Below are 20,592 nucleotides of genomic sequence, written 5' to 3' on the forward strand. Positions count from 1 at the left end.
CTTCCGTCAGCGGGCCGTACGCCGGGGGGCCGGCCCGAGAGGGGGAGTGCCGAGCACATGCCCGACACGTTGCGCAGGACCCGAGCCTGGGTGGCCACGGCGATCGCCGTGGCCGCCTGGGCGCTGGCCGTTCTGTCCACCGTCCTGCTGGTCCTCGCCCGGCCGCCGCTGGACGCGAACCTCTGGTTCTTCGTCGTCGACGTCACGGTGGCCGGCGTCTACGGGACCGTCGCCGCGATCACGTTGCGGCGGCGGCTGCATCCGGTGCCGATCCTGCTGGCGGTCGCGGCGGTCGGTGGCGGCCTGGCGGGGTTCGGCTACGCCTTCGCCTGGTGGTCGGAACGGCCAGGCGGCCCGGATCCGATCGCCGCCATCGCCGATCTGCAGGGCATCGCCTGGGTCCCGGGCACCATGGCGCTCTTCCTCGTCGTGCCCTGGCTGGTCCGCGACCACCCGCTCGGCCTCGCCTGGGCCGGCGTCGTCGCGGGCGCCGTGGTCGCGGCCGCGCTGAGCGTCGTGAACGTCGTCGCGCCGGACTGGCCGGCCACCGAGCTGTTCGCGGCCTCCGTCGTGCTCGGGCTGGTCACGGCCGCGGAGACGGAGTGGCGGCACCGGCGCGGGCCGGAGGACGAGCGCAACGGCCTGGGCTGGCTGGCGCTGGGCACGGCGATCCTGGCGGTGTCGTTCGTGCCGCTGCTCTTCGACTGGGACATCCCGTACTGGTCGACGCCGGTGCTGCACCTGCTCTCGCAGGCGGTGTTCCCGGCCGCGGTGCTGGTGGCCGTGCTGCGCAACCAGCTGTGGGGGCTGGGCCTGGCCGTGCGCCGCACCGTGCTGGCGGGCCTGCTCACCAGCGGGCTGCTCGCCCTGTACCTCGTCGTCGCGCTGCTGGTCGGCCGCGTCGTGCCGGGGCAAGGGGTGGCCCAGCTGGTCGCGGCCGGGTCGGTGGCCGTCGCGGTGCAGCCGTTGCGGATGTGGCTGGCCACCCGCGTGCACCGGCTGGTGCACGGTCCGGCCGCCGACCCGGCTCAGGTGGTCCGGCTCGGCTCCCACCTCGGCGACGCGGGCTCGGTCGAGGACCTGCTCCGGGGGCTGGCCGAGGACATCGGCCGGTCGATGCGGCTGGAGTCGGTCCGGATCGAGGTCGACGGCGACACCGCGATCGGCTGGGGCCGGCCGACGACCGCCGTCGAGACCGTCACGCTGGTCCATCGCGGCGAGGAGGTCGGCCGGCTGGAGCTGACCGTCCCGCCGGGCGAGGCGCTGGACGGCCGCGCGCAGTCGACGTTGCGCGACCTCGCGGCGGTCGTGGCGACCGCCGTCGCCGTCGCCCGGGCCGCCGCCTCGGTCGACCAGCTGCGCGACCGCGTGGCCACGGCGCGGCTGGAGGAGCGCCGCGTCATCCGGCGCGAGATCCACGACGGCCTGGGCCCGTCGCTGGCCGGCCTGCGGCTCGGGCTCCAGGGTGCGCGCAACCTGCTCGACACCGACGTCGCGGCCGGGAAACGGCTGCTCGGCGCGCTGCAGGCCGAGCTGGACCAGCGGGTCGACGCGGTGCGGACGCTCTCGCACCACCTGCTGCCTCCGGTGCTCGACGAGCTCGGCCTCGCCCCGGCGCTGGAGGAGCTCGTGACGAGGTACGCCGAGGATGGGATCGACCTGTCGGTGTGCACGCAGCAGGTGGAGACGCTGTCGGCCACGCAGGCGGCCGCCGCGTACGGCATCGTCAGCGAGGCGCTGGCCAACGTCAGCCGGCACGCCAACGCGCGTCGCGCCTGGGTGGAGGCGTGCCCGCACGACGGCGGCATCAGGCTGACCATCGCCGACGACGGCGCCGGGGTGGCGCCGGACGCGGTGCCCGGCGTGGGCAGCCGGTCGATGCGCGAGCGGGCCGCCGAGCAAAGCGGCTACGTCGAGGTCGGCGCCCGCGACGGCGGCGGCACGGTGGTGCTGGCGTGGTTCCCGAGCAAGGAGGTGGCCTCATGATCAGGGTCGCGGTCGTCGACGACCATCCGGTGTTCCGGCTCGGCATGGTCGCCCTGCTCGACAGCCTCGACGGCATCGAGGTGGTGGCGCAGGCGGCGTCGGCGCAGGAGGCGCACGAGGCCGTCGGCGAGTCGGTGGACGTGGTGCTGATGGACCTGCACCTCGGCGACGACTCCGGCGTGGAGGTGACCCGCGACCTGGTGCGGCGGCTGCCGCGGCTGCGGGTGCTCGTCATCACGATGCGCGAGGACGACGAGTCGGTGGTCGCGTCGGTGCGGGCCGGAGCCAGCGGCTACCTGCTCAAGGGCGCGTCGCCCGACGAGGTGGAGCGCGGCGTGCGGGCGGTCGCGAACGGGGAGATGATCCTCGGCCCGAAGGTGGCCGCGCGGGCCATGGCGACGCTGACCGCCGGGCGGACCGCGGTGCGGCTGCCGTTCCCGGAGCTGTCGGACCGGGAACGCGAGGTGCTCGATCTGGTGGCCCGGGGGTTCGACAACACGCAGATCTCCCGGCGGCTGGTGCTGAGCCCCAAGACGGTGCGCAACCACGTGTCGAACGTGCTGACCAAGCTCGCCCTCCCGGACCGCGCCGCCGCGATCATCAGGGCGCGCGACGAGGGCCTGGGCCGAGACCCGGGAGACACACCCTAGCCGTCGATGCTGACCAGGACGGCGACGACGTGGTCGCCGGCGCTGCCGGGCGGTGCGTCGGGCGCGAGCCGGGGCGGCGGGCTGGTGCGGACGACCCGCCAGCGCACCCCGCCGGCCGTGAGCACGTGGCCGGGCGCGTACCAGGCGGTGGTGCGGCGGCCACCGGGCTCGTCGACGCCGAGGCAGACCCGCGGGGCGTCGACCCCGACGACGGTGACGGCGGCCGCGCCGGCCGCGGCGGGGTAGCCGAGCCGCACGCGGACCCGGGTGGGCGGCTCGCCGGAGTCAGCCGTCGTCATCGGCCTCACACCAGTCGATGCGGGTGAACAGCCGGCAGAAGACGTCGAGCGGCACCGGCCGCGGATGCCGCAGCCCCCACGGGTTGTGCAGCAGGACGCGGCGGTCGGCGTCGAGGCCCAGGACGGCGTAGGCGTGTGCGACCGGCGCGAGGCGGTAGCGCAGGGCGGCCGCCGCGCCGGCGTCGTCGCCGTGGCCGAACGGGCGGCTGCAGGCGACCGCCGGCTGAGCGGACTCGACCAGCGCCGCCACGATGTCGTCGCCGGCCTTCGGCACCCGCAGCAGGTAGCTGGGCCGGCCGGTGAGCCAGTGCAGCGCCTCGGCGGGCAGGCCGCCGCGGGCCAGCGCGGGGTAGCCGCCGCCGTAGACGGCGAACGCCTTCTCGACGTACGGCACCAGCGTGGAGCCGTCGGGGGAGCGGGCGTAGGCGAGCCCGCCGCCGGTGTCGTCGACCGGCAGCGTGGGACGCAGCCGGTAACGCCGCCCCGGCACGTCGACCAGCACGGCGTCGCCGGCCGCGGTGACGGCCGGCAGCAGCCACGGCGCCCGCCCGGCCACCGTGCACAGGGCGGCGACGAGGTGGCAGTCGCTGATGGCGCCCTGGCGGGCGAACCCGGCGCCGACGGCGGCGGGGAGGGTGAGCGGGTGGGCGGCGTACCGGACGCCGCCGGTGAGCGGGGGTTCCGGCGACCGGCCGGGCGTGGCGGACGGCTCGCCCGCCGCCGCGGCGGACGGGGCGTGGTGCAGCAGCGCGAGCAGCGCCGCCACCTCGGCGTCGAGGGTGTGGCGGACGGCTCCGGCGGCGTCGTCGACGACGGCGGCCAGCGGGCGGGCCAGCTCCGTCGCCGGCTCCCCGGCCGGGCGGACGCCGGCGATGCCCGCGGCCCGCGCCACACCCTCCGCCCGCCCGACCACAGCCGCGCGCACGGCGTCGAACTCCGCGCCCACCTCGGCGCGGAGCGTCGTCAGGGCCTGGACGGCCGCACGGAGGGGCCGCTCAGCCACGGCCGGACCCGGACGCCGTCGTCGTTGTCGCTCTCACACCTCCTATGGGTGCTTCGGGCGACCCGAATGTGACACGACGGTCAGGATTTGTCGCCGCCGCCGGGCTTCATGGACTCCCAGATCTCCTTGCACTGCGGGCAGACCGGGTACTTCTGGGGGTCGCGGCTGGGCACCCACACCTTGCCGCAGAGGGCGATGACGGGAGTGCCGTTGATCATGGCCTCGGTGAGCTTGTCCTTGGGCACGTAGTGCGAGAACCGCTCGTGGTCGCCGTCGCCGCTGGTGGGCTGGGTACGGCGGTCCTCGATGGTGTCGCTGCCGGGGGTCAACTGGGTGCTCACCCCGCCCAGTCTACGGATTGGGCGCACAACCGCACATGTCGGCAGCGTCGCTATGATTCGCTCGTGACAGAGCGGTCGGGTGACGAGGTGGCGCAGGGCATCCTCGGCCCGGCGTATCGGCGGCTGTCGGTCGGCATCGTGTCGACGGTCGTGTTCATCGCGTTCGAGTCGATGGCGGTCGCCACGGCCATGCCCACGGCGGTGCCCGAGCTCGACGGCATGGCGCTCTACGCGTTCGCGTTCTCGGCGTTCTTCACGACCAGCCTGTTCGGCATGGTCGTGTCCGGCGAGCTGAGCGACCGCACGGGGCCGCGGCTGCCGCTGATCCTGGGGACGTCCGCGTTCACGGTGGGGCTGCTGCTGTCCGGGTCGGCGCAGTCGATGTGGCCGTTCCTGGCCGGACGGGCGACGCAGGGGCTGGGCGGCGGGCTGGTCATCGTCGCGTTGTACGTGGTGGTCGGGCGGGCGTACCCGGAGCGGCTGCGGCCGAAGATCTTCGCCGGCATGGCCGCCGCGTGGGTCGTCCCGTCCATCGTCGGGCCGCTGGTGGCGGGGCTGCTGACGGACGAGGTGTCGTGGCGGTGGGTGTTCCTGGGCATCGCGCCGCTGGTGCTGATCCCGGTGTTCCTGGCGCTGCCGTCGGCGAAGGCGGTCGACGGGCCGCCGCCGGGCGGTGCGGCGCGGCGGGCGGGGAAGAAGCGGTTCGCGCTGGCGGCGGCGGTCGGGGTCGGCCTGCTGCAGTACGCGGGCTCGCGCGCGGACCTCGTCGCGCTGGCGTTCGCCGCCGCCGGACTGGTGCTGCTGGTGCCGAGCGTGCCGAAGCTGCTGCCGCCGGGCACCATCTGGCTGCGCAGGGGTCTGCCCACGGTGGTCGCCCTGCGCGGCATCTACGCGGGCGCGTTCTTCGGCACCGAGACGTTCCTGCCGCTGCTGCTGGTCTCCGAGCGGGGCATGTCGTCGACGCTGGCCGGGCTGTCGCTGACGGGCGGCGCGCTGGGCTGGGCGACCGGCTCGTGGTACCAGGGCCGCACGCGCACCGTCGCGCCGCGCTACCTGCTGGTGCGGGCCGGCGGGATGTTCGTCGCGCTGGCCATCAGCAGTGTGTCACTGGCGCTGATCGAGGCGGTCCCGCCGTTCGTCGTCATGATCGGCTGGGCGGTCGGCGCGTTCGGCATGGGCATCGCGACGGCCAGCATGAGCGTGCTGCTGTTCCAGCTGTCGCCGGTCGCGGACCACGGGGCGAACTCGGCGGCGCTGCAGGTCAGCGACGCCCTGTTCACAGCGACGTTCGTCGGGCTGGCGGGCACGATCTTCGGCTCGGCGCACGCCGAGTCGATCGCCCAGACCACCGTCGACAACTGGGTGTACCTGGTGATCATCGGGGTCATGGCCGCGCTGGCGCTGTTCGGCGCGTGGGCCGCCGGCCGCGTGCGCACGGCGTCCGAGGCGGCGCCGACCGGCCTGACGGCCGACCCGCCCCAGCCGGCCGGGCCCGCCGCGGAGCCGGCCGGGTGAGTCTGCGCGCGTCCGGTCACGGGCTGTCGGTCCCGGCCGTTAGGCTCGACGAGGTGCCCGGGCCGACGCCCGGTGTCGGCAACGCCGCCGATGCGCCGCGCCATGACACGACGTCGACGTCACGGGAGATGTGTGAGCACTTCGGCCGCTGAGCACCTGCCTCCTGCCTATCCCGATCGTGCCCCGTGGGGAACCGCGGGGCGCCTGCGCGCTTGGCAGGCGGCGGCGCTCGAGGACTACCTCACCCGCGAGCCGCGCGACTACCTCGCCGTCGCCACACCCGGCGCCGGCAAGACGACGTTCGCGCTGCGTATCGCCGCGGAGCTGCTGGCCCGCAAGGTCATCCACCAGCTCACCATCGTCGCGCCGACGGAGCACCTGAAGCGGCAATGGGCCGAGGCCGCCGACAAGGTCGGCATCACCGTCGACCCCGCCTTCAGCGGCCGCACGGCCCGCACCAGCCGCGACTTCACCGGCGTCGCCGTCACCTACGCCGGCGTGGCCGCGCACCCCATGCTGCACCGCGCGCGCTGCGAGAACCGCCGCACGCTGGTCATCCTCGACGAAGTGCACCACGCCGGCGACTCCATGTCGTGGGGCGAGGCCACCCGCGAGGCGTTCGACCCCGCCGCCCGCCGGCTGGCGCTCACGGGCACGCCGTTCCGCTCCGACATCAACCCCATCCCGTTCGTCACCTACGCGCCCGACGTCCAGGGCATCCCGCGCAGCGTCGCCGACCACTCCTACGGCTACGCCGAGGCGCTCAAGGACGGCGTCGTGCGGCCGGTGCTGTTCCTCGCCTACTCCGGCGAGATGCGCTGGCGCACGCGGGCCGGCGACGAAGTGGCGGCGCGGCTGGGCGACCCCCTCACCAAGGACATCACCGCGCAGGCCTGGCGCACGGCGCTCGACCCGCACGGCGACTGGATCCCGTCCGTCCTGCAGGCGGCCGACACCCGGCTGACCGAGGTGCGCCGCCACGTGCCCGACGCCGGCGGGCTGGTCATCGCCACCGACCAGGAGTCGGCCCGGGCCTACGCGGCGCTGCTCAAGCGGGTCTGCGGCGAGTCGCCCACGGTCGTGCTGTCCGACGAGCCGAAGGCGTCGAAGAAGATCGCCGACTTCAGCGACGGCGACAGCCGCTGGATGGTCGCCGTCCGCATGGTCTCCGAGGGCGTCGACGTCCCCCGGCTGGCGGTCGGCGTCTACGCCACGGCCACCCAGACGCCGCTGTTCTTCGCCCAGGCGATCGGCCGTTTCGTCCGGGTGCGCAAGCGCGGCGAGACCGCGTCGATCTTCCTGCCGACGGTGCCCACGCTGCTGTCGTACGCGGGCGAGATGGAGGTCTCGCGCGACCACGTCCTCGGCAAGCCGCCGGGCGCCGACGACGACCCGATGGCGGCCGAAGAGGCGCTCATGGAGGCCGCCCAGCGCGAAGACCCTGCCGACGGCGAGGAGCTCATGCCGTTCGAGGCGCTCGGCTCCGACGCCTCGTTCGACCGCGTCCTGTACGACGGCGGCGAGTTCGGCACCCAGGCCCGCGCCGGCTCGGCCGAGGAGGCCGACTACCTCGGCATCCCGGGCCTGCTCGAGCCCGACCAGGTGGCCGTGCTGCTGCGCCGGCGCCAGGCCGAGCAACAGGCCGCCCGCGAGGCGGCGCCCGCCGGCTCCGACGACCCCCAGAGCGACGGCGGCCGCGACCCCGCGGTGTTCGAGCAGATCTCCATGCTGCGGCGCGAGCTCAACGGCCTGGTCGGCGCCTGGCACCACCGCACCGGCAAGCCGCACGGCGTCATCCACACCGAACTGCGCAAGAGCTGCGGCGGCCCGCCGGCCGCCCTGGCCACGGCCGCGGAGATCCAGGAGCGCATCGACACCATCCGCGCCTGGGCCATCGCCCGCGGCTAGGGCGGCATCACGGCCTTTGACGGACTGCTGCTGCGGCCCGCCGCCCGGTCGTCGACGGGGGCGGCTGGAGCTGGCCGAGCAGGACTCTGCCGCCGTCGAGGCGTGCGGTGGCGCGGGTGCACCAGAACCGGGTCGCGCTGGAAGCCGAGGCTGACCGCCAACGGGCTCAGCTCGACGACCGCGTCGGTGATCACGGTCAGCGAACCACCGGCGATCCGCGGTAGACCTCGACCAGCTGCAGCGGGTCGGGACAGTCCAGCGTCGGCCCTCAGAACGGCGCGGTCACCCGGCGTCGGGACGGACGTATGTCAGCGCGAGATTGCCGCGCGGGAAGGACTTCACGTCGACCAGCTTCAGCCTGGTGAACGTGGTGAACAGCGGACCACCGGCGCCGTACGCGACCGGCCCGACCATCAGGTGATACTCGTCGACGAGGTCGGCCGCGACCACCGACTGGGCGAACCGGACCCCGCCATGCACCATGATCGGCCCGACACCCCGCTCCTTCAGATCGCCGATCTCGGTGGCCAGGTCACCGGAGCAGACGGTCGTGGTGTCCCACGGGGTCTCGATCGGCCGGCGGGAGAAGACGACCTTCGGGATCCGGTTCATCGCGTCCGCCTCGGGCCCGGTCCGGTACGGCCAGTAGCCCGCCATGTCCCCGTACGTCTTCGAGCCCATCGCGTGCACCCCGGCCCGGCCGAGCAGGTCGCCCATGTAGGCGATGAATTCCTCGTCCTCGTCGTACTCGACGAGGACGTCCTCTGGTACGCCGGGCGCCACCGCGCCGTAGCCGTCGAGGGACAGACTGTGCCGGAGAACCACTGGGTTGGCATCCATACCTGTGAGACCGGCGTCGGCGGCGGAACTGATCGCTGCGGCGGGGGATGACAGCAGTGATCCGGCCGCCGGCCCAGCTCGCTGCGGATCACGCCGGTGGAGTAGGCACGATCAGATCGCCAACGGCCGGCCCTTGCCATCGACAGCACGATGGATCTTCGTGGTCAGCCCACCACATGAGCGACCAACGCCGTGACCTGCGGGTTCACAGTGCTCGAACGGCAGATTCTCTGCAGTTCGATGAAGCCCCCTGTGTCCTGATCGGGACGCCGGGTGTTCGTCGCGTGCTGGTGCGCCCGCGCGATCGTCGCATCGACCGACACCGTCCACTCGACCTTTCCGACCGCATCGGCCTCGGCCAGCATCTGGGCGAGCACCCGGTCCCAGGTGCCGTCGGCGGCATAGCGGCGGTGCCGCTTCCACACGGTCTGCCAGGGCCCGTACCGACCCCCGGGCAGATCGCGCCACGGGATCCCAGTTCGGTAGCGGTGGACGATGCCCTCGACCACCCTGCGGTTGTCCCCGAAGGGATGGCCCTTGCGGCCCACATTCGACGGAAGCAACGGCTCGATCCGTGCCCACTCCTCATCGCTGAACGCCCTGAACCGGGAACCCCGGGTCGTCGACGATCACGGTGGGTGGCCGGGCTCGTGGCGGTACCGCCCGAGCATCCGCACCAGCAGCGCCGCCGTCACCAGACAGCCTGGCTTGGTCAGCGGCCTCGGCGATCGCGGCGCGGTCATGGCGGCGATCCTGCCAGGTTTCCGATGCGCGTCGTTCTCCGGTCATTCATCCCGATCTACGCATCGGGTCATCCCGTCTCCCTAGCGTGTGAGGCCGCATCCCCGGCGAGGAAGGCCTCACGTTGAGAACGCTCACCCTGCGGTGCTCCGCAGCGCTGGCCCTGATGGCGTCCGTGCTGGTCCCGCTCGGCAGCGCCGCGGCAGCGGCGCCGGAGGCACCGGACGGCCTGGAAGGCAGCGGCACCGCGGCCGACCCGTACCTCATCGGCACCGAGGAGGAGCTGGTCCGCTGGGCCGAGCTGCTCAACGCCGCCGACGCCGCCTACACGGGGACGAAGACCTTCCGGCTCACCGACGACATCGCGCTGACCGGCGCGAACACCGTCCCGATGGTCCGCGACTTCGACGGCACGCTGGACGGCGCCGGCCACACCATCAGCGGCTACACGCTGGAGGTCGCGCTGCCGGAGACGAACCCGAACGGCTTCCGGGCCGGGTTCATCGTGCGCAACGACGGCACCATCCGGAACCTCACGCTCGACGACCTCGAGGTCACCTGCACCGGCGACAACGGGACGGCGACCGGCCCGACCTGTGCCGGCCTGGTCGCGGAGAACTACGGCGCCATCGTGGCCAGCGCGGTCGAGGGCACCGTGACGGCGCCGGGCATGGAGAAGGTGGCCGGCATCGCGGGCGCCAGCTTCGGCGGCACCATCCGCGACGTCGCGTTCACCGGCGCGGTGACGGGCAGCTTCATGCCCGCCGGCGTCGTCTCGTACGGCAACAACGCCGCGACGATCGAGCGCGCCGTCGTCGACGCCGACCTGGTCGCCACCTCGACGAAGCCGGCGGCCGGCCGGACGACTCAGCAGGGCAACGACGCCGGCCTCGTCATCGCCTACCCGAACAACGTGACGATCCGCAGCAGCGTCGTCACCGGCGGCTCGATCAGCTACGCCTATCCGGGCGGCACGCCGGGCTTCTACGGCCGCATCTCCGGCTACGACGGGTTCAGCCGCACCCTGAGCGGCAACCACGCGTACGCCGACGTGCTGATCAACGGCGTCGCGGTGACCGGCACGGCGACGGACCAGCAGGGCCAGGACACCGACGCCGCGACGCTGCGCGACCCCGGCTTCTACGCCTCGCTCGGCTTCGACCTGGAGACGGTCTGGCAGCTGGACGAGACCACCGGAGTGCCCGTGCTGCGAGACCCGGTCGAGACCGAGCCGGTCCCGCCGCTGTCCGGCGCGGGCACCGCCGCCGACCCGTATCTCATCGGCACCGAGGACGAGTTCCACCACTGGTCCGCGCTGGTCAACGACCGGGCGAACCTCGAGCACTCCGGCGCCCGCTACTACCGCATCACCGCGGACATCGCCCTGACCCGGCCGTTCACCATGGTCAACCAGTTCCGCGGCAACCTCGACGGGACCGGGCACACGGTCAGCGGGCTGGTCGTCACCGGGGACCTGTCCACCCGCAACGTCGTCGCGATGATCGCGGAGAACTCCGGCGTCGTCGAGAACCTGGTGCTCGACGGCGTCGATGTCACCATGACCGGCGACCGCGGGCCGATCACCGGCCCGACCGCCGCCGGCCTCGTCGGCCGCAACCTCAGCGGCGGCCTGGTCCAGTCGGTCGCCGTCACCGGCAGCGTCGAGGCACGGGGCGCGGAGAAGGCGGCCGGGCTGGTCGGCGAGAACCTCGGCGGCGTGATCCGCGACTGCTCGTTCGAGGGCGACGTCACCGCCAACCTCATGGCCGCGGGCGTCGCGGGCTACAACAACGGCAACGGCTCGGTGCAGCGCTGCCTCGTCGACGCCGACGTCACGACGGTGTCGACGCAGCCCGTCCAGGGCCGCGACGAGCAGCGCGGCAACGACGCGGGCCTGCTGCTGGCCTACCCGAACACCGGCTCGGTGCAGGCCAGCGTCGCCTACGGCGGCTCGATCAGCTACGCCTACCCGGGCGTCACGCCGGGCTTCTACGGCCGCATCTCCGGCTACGACGGGTACAGCCGGCTGCTGCGCGACAATCTCGCCAACACCGCCGTCACGATCAACGGCGCGACGGTGTCGGGCCAGGCCGGCGACCAGAACGGCGCCGACCGCAGCGCCGAGCAGCTGGCCGACCGTGCGACATACGAGGCGCTGGGCTGGGACTTCGGCTACACGTGGGGCTGGGACGCGGACCGGTCGCGGCCGGTGCTCAGCTACGCCGACACCTCGATGCGGCCGGACCGCGTCACCGTGACGTTCCACGGCGACGCGCGGACCCGCCGCGGGTTCACCTGGTACACCAGCGCCGAGGCGGCCGAGCCGGTCGTGCGGCTGAGCACGTCACCCGACCTCACCGACGCCGTCGAGATCGCCGCCGAGCCATTGGCCCGCGCCGGCGCCGTCCGGCACCAGGCGGTCGCTGACGGCCTGACGCCGGGCACGACCTACTACTACCGGGTCGGCGACGCCGCCTCGGGCAACTTCAGCCCCACCGGCACGTTCCGGACCGCGGGCGACGGCGACGACGCGTTCTCGTTCGTCGCGCTGACCGACACCCAGTCGCAGAGCGAGGCCGAGGCGCAGCTGTCCGCCGAGACGATGGCGAAGTCGCTGGCCGCCGTCCCGGACGCCGCGTTCATGCTGCACAGCGGCGACGTCGTCGAGCGGGGCACCGACGAGTCGATGTGGCAGGACCTGCTGAACCAGGCCGGCGGCAGTCTGATGGCGACGACGATCGCGCCGGCCGCGGGCAACCACGACACCGGCGGCGAGGCGTTCGTCGACCACTTCAACGTCGAGCGCAACGGCGACACGACCGACGGCAGCTACTACTCCTACGACTACGGCAGCGCGCACTTCGCCGTCCTCAACACCAACGAGGACGCCGCGCAGGCGGTCTCGCCGGAGCAGCTGGACTGGCTGCGCGCCGATGTCACGGCGGCCCGCGCGGCCGGCGCGGAGTGGGTGATCGTCAACCTGCACAAGGGCCCGTACACCACCGCCGTGCACGTCGACGATCCCGAGGTCGTGCGGCTGCGCGAGACGCTGGTGCCGCTGATGGACGAGCTCGACGTCGACCTCGTCTTCCAGGGCCACGACCACATCTACGCACGCACGCGGCAGCTGGACCACGACCCCGAGGGCGTCGCGAACGCGACCGTCGTCGAGACCACCCGCTACACCGAGCTGGTCGGAGGCAAGCGGATCGAGTACACGCTCGACACCGAGGGCATCCGCTACCTGCTGCCCAACACGGCCGGTGCGAAGCACTACGACCAGAACACCAACCCGGACGGCCTGGACATGGGCGCCTACCTCGGCCTGTTCGACCGCTCCGACCAGGGTCGCACGTCGGCCGCCGACGAGCGCGACGCGCAGTACTTCGCCGAGGTGAGCATCGACGGCGGCATGCTCGACGTCGTCATGTACCAGATCAAGGACCGCGCGCAGCCGTTCGCGCTGGAGGGCTTCGGCATCGACCGTGAGGTCCAGCCGGTGATCGACCAGATCGCGGCGCTGCCGGAGCCGGGCCGGGCCACCGACGCCGACCGGCCCGCCGTCGCCGCGGCCCGGACCGCGTACGACGCGCTCACCCGCGGCCAGCGATCGGCCGTCGCCGACGCCGGCCGGCTGGCCGAGCTGGAGCGCGAGCTGGCCACCTCCGGCGGCGCCGTGCCGTGGCACGTGGACGGCGCAGACGGCCGGCAGAGCGTCGCCGTCCGCAACACCACCGACGCCGACGTCACGGACCAGCCGGTGCTGCTGCGCCTCGACGCGGTGCCGGCCGGCACCGCGCCGGGCGCGCTGCGACTGCTCGATGCCGCCGGGCACCCCGTCCCGTTCGAGGTCGAGCACTGGGACCCGGCCGGCAGGACGACGGTCTGGGCGCGCGTCGCGCGGATCGGCGCGGGCGCGGCCGCACACCTGTGGGCCTACTACGGCGTCGCGCCCGAGGCGAACGACCCGGCCGACGTCTGGCGCGGCGACCACCTGCTGGTCGAGCACTTCGCCCGCTCGGCCGAGCCGGGCGCCGTCCTGACCGACTCGACCGGGCGCAGCACCGGCACCGTCGAGGGCGCCGGCCTGGTCGCCTCGACCGGCCCGCGCGGCACCCGGACGGCCGACTTCGCCGGCACCAAGATCTCCTACGACGACGTCGGCGCCGGGCTGGACCGGATCACCGTCAGCGCCGTCGTCACCGTCGCGGGCGAGCAGTCCCAGGACCTCGCCGCGATCATCGCCAAGGACCTGCTCGGCGACGGCGCGGGCGACACGTTCCGGCTGAGCCTGGACGCGTCGGACCGGCGGCTGCTGGCCGCGCACGTCGGCACCTGGTACCAGTCCAGCGCCACGACCCGGCGCGCCTCGGAGGGCGGGACCGAGCTCCCGGCCGACGGCGAGCCGCACCTGGTGACGCTGACCTACGACGGCATGACCTTCGCCGCCTACCTCGACGGCGAGCTGATCCACCAGAACTTCGCCGAGTACCGCACCACGCTGTCCGACCCGGACACGCCGACCAGCATCGGCGCGTTCTCCGACCCGGGCATCGTCCGCGGCGCCTTCACCGGCACGCTCGACGAGGTCCAGCTCACCGGCGCCAGCACCAGCCCGGCGCTGGAGGAGTTCCGGTACGCCGCCTGGTTCGGCGACGCGGTCGGCTACGGCGACGTCGAGCCGCGCGACGGCAGCGTCGGTCTGACGGTGTCGTACCCGCAGGACGGTGCCGCCGTCGAGGCCGGGCCGGTCACCGTCAGCGGCGTCGTCACGCAGGACGTGACGCTCACCGCGACCGTCGGCGGGCAGCGGCACGAGCTCGGCGACGTCCCGGCCGGCGAGTTCCGGGTCGACGTGCCGGTGTACGTGCCGGGCGAGCAGGAGGTCGAGCTGACCGCGTCGGCCGAGGACGGCGACGCGACCGCGACGCTCCCGCTGGAGGTCACCGACACCGCGGCGCCGGCCCGGCCGGAGCTGGACGACACCGCCGTCGACGGGATCGTCGCCATCGGACACGACCCGGCCGAGCTCAGCGCCGAGGTCGAGGCGGGCACGGCCGAGGCGACGTCGGTGCGGTTCATGCGCAGCCAGTCGATCGAGCTGGACGCGAAGCAGGTGACGATGCGCTCGGGCACCACCGAGGCCTCGCTGCCCGACGACCTGCTGCCGGCCGACGGCACGGAGTCGGCCGAGCCGTTCGCCGCCACGTCGGGCGAGGGCGTCACCCCGTACCAGATCTTCGACGTCGCGCTGACCCCGCAGCAGGCCCGGGCGGAGTCGTACCGGTTCACCTGGACCGGGTCGGCCGAGCGCGAGGTCACCGGGTACTACTGGGATCACGCCGCCGGCGCCTGGGTGAAGGCGGGCACGGCGTACGGGCCGGACGGCGCGGAGGCGTCGATGGACCTCGTCGTGCCGCGGTCCGCGGCGAACGGGCGGACGGTGACCGTGCTGCTCTGGCGCGGGCTCGGCACGCCGGTCGCGGGCCGGTCCAGCTACGTCCCGAGCGCCGGGCAGTTCGACTTCTCCTACGCGCTGATCCCGGACACCCAGCTCTACACGCAGAGCACGCCGGAGATCTTCCGGCGGCAGACCGAGCACATCGCCGAGCAGGCCGAGGAGAACAAGACGGTGATGGCGCTGCACCTGGGTGACGTGGTGAACCGGCCGTGGCTGTCCGAGGAGTACCAGTGGGAGGCCGCCGACGCCGCGATGGACGTGCTCGACGAGGCGGACGTGCCGTACGCGATCACGTGGGGCAACCACGACTACGACAACGGCACCAACAGCCGCGTCCTCTACGATCGCTGGTTCTCCGCCGAGCGGCTGCGCGAGAGCGCCGGTGAGCTGTGGGGCGACTCGCGCGGTATCGACGACGCGTACTACCTGATGGAGCAGGACGGCGCCGAGATCATGGTGCTCTCCGTGGGCTTCTGGGCGAGCGACGCCGACCTGGCCTGGGCGGCGGACGCGATCGAGGCGCACCCGGACCACTCCGTGATCCTGCTGACGCACTCCTACACCGGCTCGCCCGGCGGGCTCTCCGGCGAGGGCGGGCGGATCCGCGACGCTCTGGTCGCGCCGTACGAGAACGTCAAGCTGATCCTGAGCGGCCACGTGTCCGGCGTCGGCCTGCACTACGAGTCGATCGACGGGCGGCCGGTGTACGGCGTGCTGCAGGACTACCAGGGCATGCCGTTCGGCGGGTTCGGGTTCCTGCGGCACATGAAGGTGGACGTCGAGAACGACCTGATCTACTTCAACACCTACTCGCCGTACACGGGCGAGACGACGTCGCCGTACGGGAACCGGCAGATGACCGTGCCCGGGACGTACTACCAGACCGACGCGGACAACTTCGCCATCCCGGTGGACCTCGGCGGCACGTCGCAGCGGACGCTGACGACGTCGTCGCTGCTGCTGGCGACGGCGGAGGACGTGGCGCTGGGCGAGCCGGTCGAGCTGACCGGCGCGGGGACCGCGACGCTGGACCTGGAGTCGGTGCTCGACCTCAGGCCGCGGACGACGGTGCGGTGGTACGCGGTCCTGACCGACGCGGCCGGCAACCGCACGGTCAGCGATCAGCGCTCGTTCGCCGTCGAGCGGTACCGGCCGGGGCTCCCGCGGCCCTGACCTCGGCACGGAACGAAAAGGGGCGGCCGGCCCCGCGACCGTCAGGGGGGATCGGGTCGCGGGAACCGGCCGCCCGGGGGCGCCGGGGAACCCCGTCTCGGGTGGGTCAGCGGGAGATGCGGACGGCGTCGGCCTCGATGGAGCCGGCGGTCGACGTCCAGCGGCTGACGCCGACGACCGGGCGGTTGCCGGCGGCCAGCGCGAACGTGCCGATGGAGACCCACCGGCCGCCGTTGCTGCGCTGGTCGACGTAGACCGTCTGGTTGCCGCTCGTGGTGGCGACGAGGTACGGCGTGCGGGAGTTGTTGGCGGGGTCCTGCGGGTACCAGACCTCGACCCGGTAGTTCGCGGCCGCCGGGATGTTCGCGCTGAACCAGGCGGCGTCGCTGGAGAGCACCGGCTGGGCGTGCCGATGGTTGCTGCCGTACTGGCCGGGCGCCGACGCCGCGACCCAGTTGGCGCTGGCGGTGAACGCGCCGCCGTTGTCGACGATGACGCTCCACGACGGCTCGCCGCCGCCGTTGACGTAGCCCATGTACCGGTTCCAGTCCCAGTTCGGGCCGGGGTCGGTGTGCGTGGCGCCGGGCGCCTCGCTGTGCGCGATGACGTGCGTGCGGTCGCGCGGGATGCCGTAGCGGTCGCAGACGTGCCGGGTCAGAGCGGCCGATGAGCGGTACATGGCCTCGGTGTACCAGGCGGGGTCGTTGACCCAGCCCTCGTGCTCGATGCCGATGGACCGGTTGTTGGTGTTGCCGACGTGCCAGGCGACATCCTTGTTGCGCACCATCTGCGTGATCTCGCCGTCGGACGAGCGGACGACGTAATGGGCCGACACGTTCGCGCTCGGGTTCTGGAACCACGAGATGCACCCGGCGTACGACCCCTGGACGGTGTGGATGACAACGCGATCGATGGCGTAGTCATTCGGCCGGTTGGCGACGCGGTAGTTGCCGGAGTTGGCGGCCACCCAGCGGGCCGGGCCGTAGTCGTCGGTCTTGACGGAGAACCGCTGGTCGAGCGTGGGGACGGTGGCGAACGAGCCGTAGTCGGGGGCGACGGCCCGGGCGGCGACGGTGTACGTCTCGCCGTGCGCCCGCAGCGCCAGGCCGCGCTCCAGCGTCTCGTAGACGGTGTCGGCCTCGAGCCGGGCGACGGAGGGGTCGGCGTAGCCGGAGTAGCGGGCGACCGGCTCGTACCAGGCGTCGACGCGGCGGCGGTCGGCCGCGCCCAGGCCGGCGTCGTCGGCCAGCGAGCGCAGCAGTGCGGCGGCGCCGTCGACGTTGGCCGCGACATCGGTCCTGAGTGCGTCCAGGCCGTGGCCGGTGAGCGCGGCGGCCGTGCCCAGCGTGTCGGTGGACGGGTTGCTGATGAGGTGCATGACGCCGTAGCCGCCGGCCTGGCTGGGCCGGCCGGCGTGGTCGTCGATGCGGGTGACGGTGTAGGAGAGCGCGACCAGCAGGTCGCGCGGGACGCTGTGCCGGCGGGCGGCCGCGGCGAACGCGGCGCTGAGCCGGGTGACCGGCCGGACGGGGTCGCCGGCGGCGTTGGCGGCGGTCGTGACCACGGGCGTCACGACGATGGCGGCGCCGAGCGCGAGGACGGCGCGTCGGCTGGGTTGACTCGTCACTGCGGATCCCCTCTGTCGCCCGGAGCCGGTGGATCGCACCGGCCGAGTAACAGCAGAACCTACCGACAGTTTGTGGGTCTGTCACCAGGTTCCGGACGAATGTCCGGTTAATCGGTTGCGGCTCCGGAGTGTCGTTCCAGGAAGGTGTAGACGTCGGTGTCGTCGACCCCTGGAAACGTGCCTGGCGGCAATGCTGCCAGGAGGTGGGAGTGGACCCGTGCACTGGGCCAGGCCCGGCTCGCCCAGCGGCCGGCCAGCGCGGCCGGTGGACGGCGGCAGCAGGACGGATCGGGGCAGGTCGACGTGGCCCTGACGGTGGTCTCGCGGCCCTGGAACCACTTCGAATGGGCGTACGGGACGCCGACGTCGATGGCGAAGTCGCCCTCGGGTGTGCTCTCGACGTGCGTGGTGCACCAGTAGGTGCCGCGGCCCATGTCGGTGTACTGGTGGTGGGTGGCGTAGCGGTCGGGCGCCGAGAACACCGCCCGCGACGCCCAGAACCGGCACACCAGCTGGCCCTCGATGGCGCCGGTGACGTCGGCGGGGAACGTGACGTCGTCGTTCTCGTACGCCTTGTAGATGATGCCGTCCTCGCCGACGCGCATGAAGTGCACCGGCAGCCCGAGGTGGTGGGTGGCGAGGTTGGTGAACCGGTGCGCCGCGGTCTCGTAGGAGACGGCGAACACGTCGCGGAGGTCGTCGATGGCCAGCTCGCGCCGGGCCTTGGCGCGCTGCAGGAAGCCGACCGCCGCGGTCTCGGGCATCAGCAGCGCCGCGGCGAAGTAGTTGGTCTCGACCCGCTGGCGCAGGAAGTCGGCGTAGTCGGCCGGCTCGCGGTGGCCCAGCGCGAAGTGCCCGAGCGTCTGCAGCACGATGGTCCGGGGGTCGTGCCCGCCGCGGCCGGCCGACGGCAGGTAGATGCGGCGGTCCTCGAGGTCGGTGACGGAGCGCGTGGCCCGCGGGAGGTCGGCGACGCGGTGCAGCGTGAAGCCGAGGTGGGTGGTCAGCTCGCCGACGCCGCGCTCGGTGAGCGGCCCGCCGTCGTGCCCGACGGCGCGCGAGATGCCGGCCGCGACCTGCTCGATCTCGGCGAAGTAGTTGCCGCGGTCGCGCATCTGCCGGCGCAGCCCGGCGTTCGCCCGGCGCGCCTCCTCGGGAGTGGCGGCCTGCTCGGTGGCCCGGCGGCGCAGCTCGCCGTGCAGCCCGACCAGCGACTCGAGCACGTCCGTCGACACGGTGCTGCCCGCCGTGACGTGCGGCAGGCCGAGCGACGAGTACAGCGGGTCGGCCTGCGCGTGCTCGAGCGCGATCTCCAGCGCCGCCCGGTGCGACGGCGGCTCCGGCTTCATCAGGTCGGCGACGTCGACGCCCAGCGCCGTCGCGATGGCCTGCAGCAGCGTCAGCCGCGGCTCGCGCCGTCCGTTCTCGATCTGCGAGAGCAGTGACGGCGCGCGGTCGACGGCGGCCGCGAGCGCGCCGAGCGTGAGCCCGGCGGCCTTGCGGGCGTGCCGGATGCGGCGGCCCAGAGTAACGAGGTCGAGATCGGCCATTACTGCTCTTCCAGTGAATTGTCCTCAGAGTGAAATTCGGCGAATCTTCACCCATGCTAGTCGTGGATCAGCTCGCTGAGCGACCGACACAGTGGAAGACGTCAGCAATTCACCGAACCGGGAGTGAGCATGACGACGACAGCCGACCCCGACCTCATGACCGGCGCCGCGCCGGCGGACCGTCAGGCCGCCGAGGCCGCCGCCCTCGCCGAGCAGTGGGCGACCGACCCGCGCTGGTCCGGCGTGCGCCGCACCTACACCGCCGAGGACGTCGTGCGACTGCGCGGCACCGTCCGCGAGGAGCACACGCTGGCCCGCCGCGGCGCCGAGCGGCTGTGGGAGCTGCTGCACCAGCCGGAGCACGTGGCCGCGCTGGGCGCGATCACCGGCAACCAGGCGGTGCAGATGGTGCGGGCCGGGCTCAAGGCGATCTACCTGTCCGGCTGGCAGGTCGCGGCCGATGGCAACACGTCCGGCAACACCTACCCGGACCAGAGCCTCTACCCGGTCAACTCGGTGCCGACGGTGGTCCGCCGCATCAACAACGCGCTGCTGCGCGCCGACGAGATCACCTACGCCGAGGGCGCCGACCCCGGGTTCGACTGGCTGGCCCCGATCGTCGCCGACGCCGAGGCCGGGTTCGGCGGGCCGCTGAACGCGTACGAGCTGGCCAAGGCGCTGATCGCGGCCGGCGCGGCGGGCGTGCACTACGAGGACCAGTTGGCGTCGGAGAAGAAGTGCGGTCACCTCGGCGGGAAGGTGCTGGTGCCGACGGCGCAGCACATCCGCACGCTCAACGCGGCGCGGCTGGCGGCCGACGTCGCGGGCGTCCCGGCGATCGTCGTGGCCCGCACCGACGCCCTGGCCGCCGAGCTGATCACCAGCGACGTCGACCCGACCGACCAGCCGTTCCTCACCGGCGAGCGGACCGCCGAGGGGTTCTACCGGACCCGCTCCGGCGTCGAGCCCGTCCTGGCCCGCGCGCTGGCCTACGCGCCGTACGCCGACCTGCTGTGGGTCGAGACCGGCACGCCGGACCTCGCGCTGGCCCGCAAGGTCGCCGAGACGGTGCGCGAGCAGTACCCGGACAAGATGCTGGCGTACAACTGCTCGCCGTCGTTCAACTGGAAGGCGCACCTCGACGACGCCGAGATCGAGACCTTCCAGCGCGACCTCGCCGACCTCGGCTACCGCTTCCAGTTCATCACGCTGGCCGGGTTCCACCAGCTCAACTACGGCATGTTCGACCTCGCCCGCCGCTACGCCGAGAGCGCCATGACGGCGTACGTCGACCTGCAGCAGCGCGAGTTCGCCGCCGAGCGGCTGGGCTACACCGCGACGAAGCACCAGCGCGAGGTCGGGACCGGCTACTTCGACCTGGTGTCGACGGCGCTGAACCCGGACAGCGACACGCTCGCCCTCAAGGGGTCCACGGAGGAGGAGCAGTTCTGACGGCCCTGGCTGCGGGCGGATCACCGGGTTCCTGGGACCCGCCGGT

Annotated in this window: 12 protein-coding genes and 1 pseudogene; 6 read left to right on the forward strand and 7 right to left on the reverse strand. The window is 73.2% G+C overall.

The annotated features are described in order from the left end of the window. Positions 1-57 precede the first annotated feature (57 nt). Both BLU82_RS03180 and BLU82_RS03185 read left to right on the forward strand, forming a co-directional pair. Positions 58-1,986 (forward strand): histidine kinase, encoded by a 1,929-nt coding sequence (locus tag BLU82_RS03180; protein ID WP_157740525.1) that lies wholly within the window; start codon positions 58-60, stop codon positions 1,984-1,986. Continuing rightward, entirely contained in the window at positions 1,983-2,636 is a 654-nt protein-coding gene (locus BLU82_RS03185; protein WP_092615517.1) for a response regulator transcription factor, read from the forward strand. Before BLU82_RS03180 ends, BLU82_RS03185 begins: the two co-directional genes overlap by 4 nt. Here BLU82_RS03185 and BLU82_RS03190 read toward each other — a convergent pair. The 3 genes from BLU82_RS03190 to BLU82_RS03200 all read right to left on the reverse strand — a co-directional run bounded on the left by BLU82_RS03190 (position 2,633) and on the right by BLU82_RS03200 (position 4,279). Then, positions 2,633-2,935, reverse strand: coding sequence for a hypothetical protein (locus tag BLU82_RS03190; protein WP_092615521.1), 303 nt, complete (start codon positions 2,933-2,935; stop codon positions 2,633-2,635). The genes BLU82_RS03185 and BLU82_RS03190 overlap by 4 nt on opposite strands. After that, complete coding sequence (locus BLU82_RS03195) at positions 2,922-3,938, reverse strand: C2 family cysteine protease (protein ID WP_092615524.1); 1,017 nt, start codon at positions 3,936-3,938, stop codon at positions 2,922-2,924. Before BLU82_RS03195 ends, BLU82_RS03190 begins: the two co-directional genes overlap by 14 nt. 80 nt (positions 3,939-4,018) lie before the next feature. Continuing rightward, on the reverse strand, positions 4,019-4,279 hold the full coding sequence (locus BLU82_RS03200) for a DUF3039 domain-containing protein (RefSeq protein ID WP_069113033.1): 261 nt from the start codon (positions 4,277-4,279) through the stop codon (positions 4,019-4,021). Positions 4,280-4,342: 63 nt separating this feature from the next. Here BLU82_RS03200 and BLU82_RS03205 point away from each other — a divergent pair, with 63 nt between their 5' ends. Beyond that, positions 4,343-5,794, forward strand: coding sequence for an MFS transporter (locus BLU82_RS03205; protein ID WP_197682710.1), 1,452 nt, complete (start codon positions 4,343-4,345; stop codon positions 5,792-5,794). Between the two features lie 132 nt (positions 5,795-5,926). After that, positions 5,927-7,702, forward strand: a complete 1,776-nt coding sequence (locus tag BLU82_RS03210) for a DEAD/DEAH box helicase (RefSeq protein ID WP_092615527.1) — start codon at positions 5,927-5,929, stop codon at positions 7,700-7,702. 282 nt (positions 7,703-7,984) lie between these two features. Here BLU82_RS03210 and BLU82_RS03215 read toward each other — a convergent pair whose 3' ends face one another. Next, positions 7,985-8,527, reverse strand: a complete 543-nt coding sequence (locus BLU82_RS03215; protein WP_157740527.1) for a dihydrofolate reductase family protein — start codon at positions 8,525-8,527, stop codon at positions 7,985-7,987. Between the two features lie 129 nt (positions 8,528-8,656). Further along, positions 8,657-9,114 (reverse strand): annotated as a pseudogene (locus tag BLU82_RS03220) (IS5 family transposase); the annotation flags it as partial. A 293-nt stretch (positions 9,115-9,407) separates the two neighbouring features. Here BLU82_RS03220 and BLU82_RS03225 point away from each other — a divergent pair. After that, a complete protein-coding gene (locus BLU82_RS03225) occupies positions 9,408-15,917 on the forward strand; it encodes a metallophosphoesterase (RefSeq protein WP_157740531.1) in 6,510 nt (2,169 codons plus the stop codon). A gap of 106 nt (positions 15,918-16,023) precedes the next feature. On the opposite strand, the gene BLU82_RS03230 is transcribed toward BLU82_RS03225, so the two are convergent. Together BLU82_RS03230 and BLU82_RS03235 are read right to left on the reverse strand one after the other, a co-directional pair. Then, positions 16,024-17,544: an N-acetylmuramoyl-L-alanine amidase gene (locus tag BLU82_RS03230; protein WP_092615540.1), complete on the reverse strand. Its 1,521-nt coding sequence runs from the start codon at positions 17,542-17,544 to the stop codon at positions 16,024-16,026. Between the two features lie 107 nt (positions 17,545-17,651). Continuing rightward, positions 17,652-19,094 (reverse strand): helix-turn-helix transcriptional regulator, encoded by a 1,443-nt coding sequence (locus tag BLU82_RS03235; RefSeq protein WP_092615543.1) that lies wholly within the window; start codon positions 19,092-19,094, stop codon positions 17,652-17,654. 156 nt (positions 19,095-19,250) lie between these two features. On the opposite strand from BLU82_RS03235, the gene aceA reads away from it, so the two are divergent. Next, a complete protein-coding gene (gene aceA / locus BLU82_RS03240; RefSeq protein ID WP_092625367.1) occupies positions 19,251-20,546 on the forward strand; it encodes an isocitrate lyase in 1,296 nt (431 codons plus the stop codon). The last annotated feature ends 46 nt before the right edge of the window (positions 20,547-20,592 follow it).

The sequence above is a fragment of the Jiangella sp. DSM 45060 genome, from assembly GCF_900105175.1.
In the GTDB taxonomy this organism is placed as follows: Bacteria; Actinomycetota; Actinomycetes; order Jiangellales; family Jiangellaceae; genus Jiangella.

Excerpts from the sequence above, each read along its gene's own strand:
- aceA (WP_092625367.1), top strand. The coding sequence starts at position 19,251 with ATGACCGGCGCCGCGCCGGCGGACCGTCAGGCCGCCGAGGCCGCCGCC.
- BLU82_RS03180 (WP_157740525.1), top strand. The coding sequence starts at position 58 with ATGCCCGACACGTTGCGCAGGACCCGAGCCTGGGTGGCCACGGCGATC.
- BLU82_RS03235 (WP_092615543.1), bottom strand. The coding sequence starts at position 19,094 with ATGGCCGATCTCGACCTCGTTACTCTGGGCCGCCGCATCCGGCACGCC.
- BLU82_RS03185 (WP_092615517.1), top strand. The coding sequence starts at position 1,983 with ATGATCAGGGTCGCGGTCGTCGACGACCATCCGGTGTTCCGGCTCGGC.
- BLU82_RS03190 (WP_092615521.1), bottom strand. The coding sequence starts at position 2,935 with ATGACGACGGCTGACTCCGGCGAGCCGCCCACCCGGGTCCGCGTGCGG.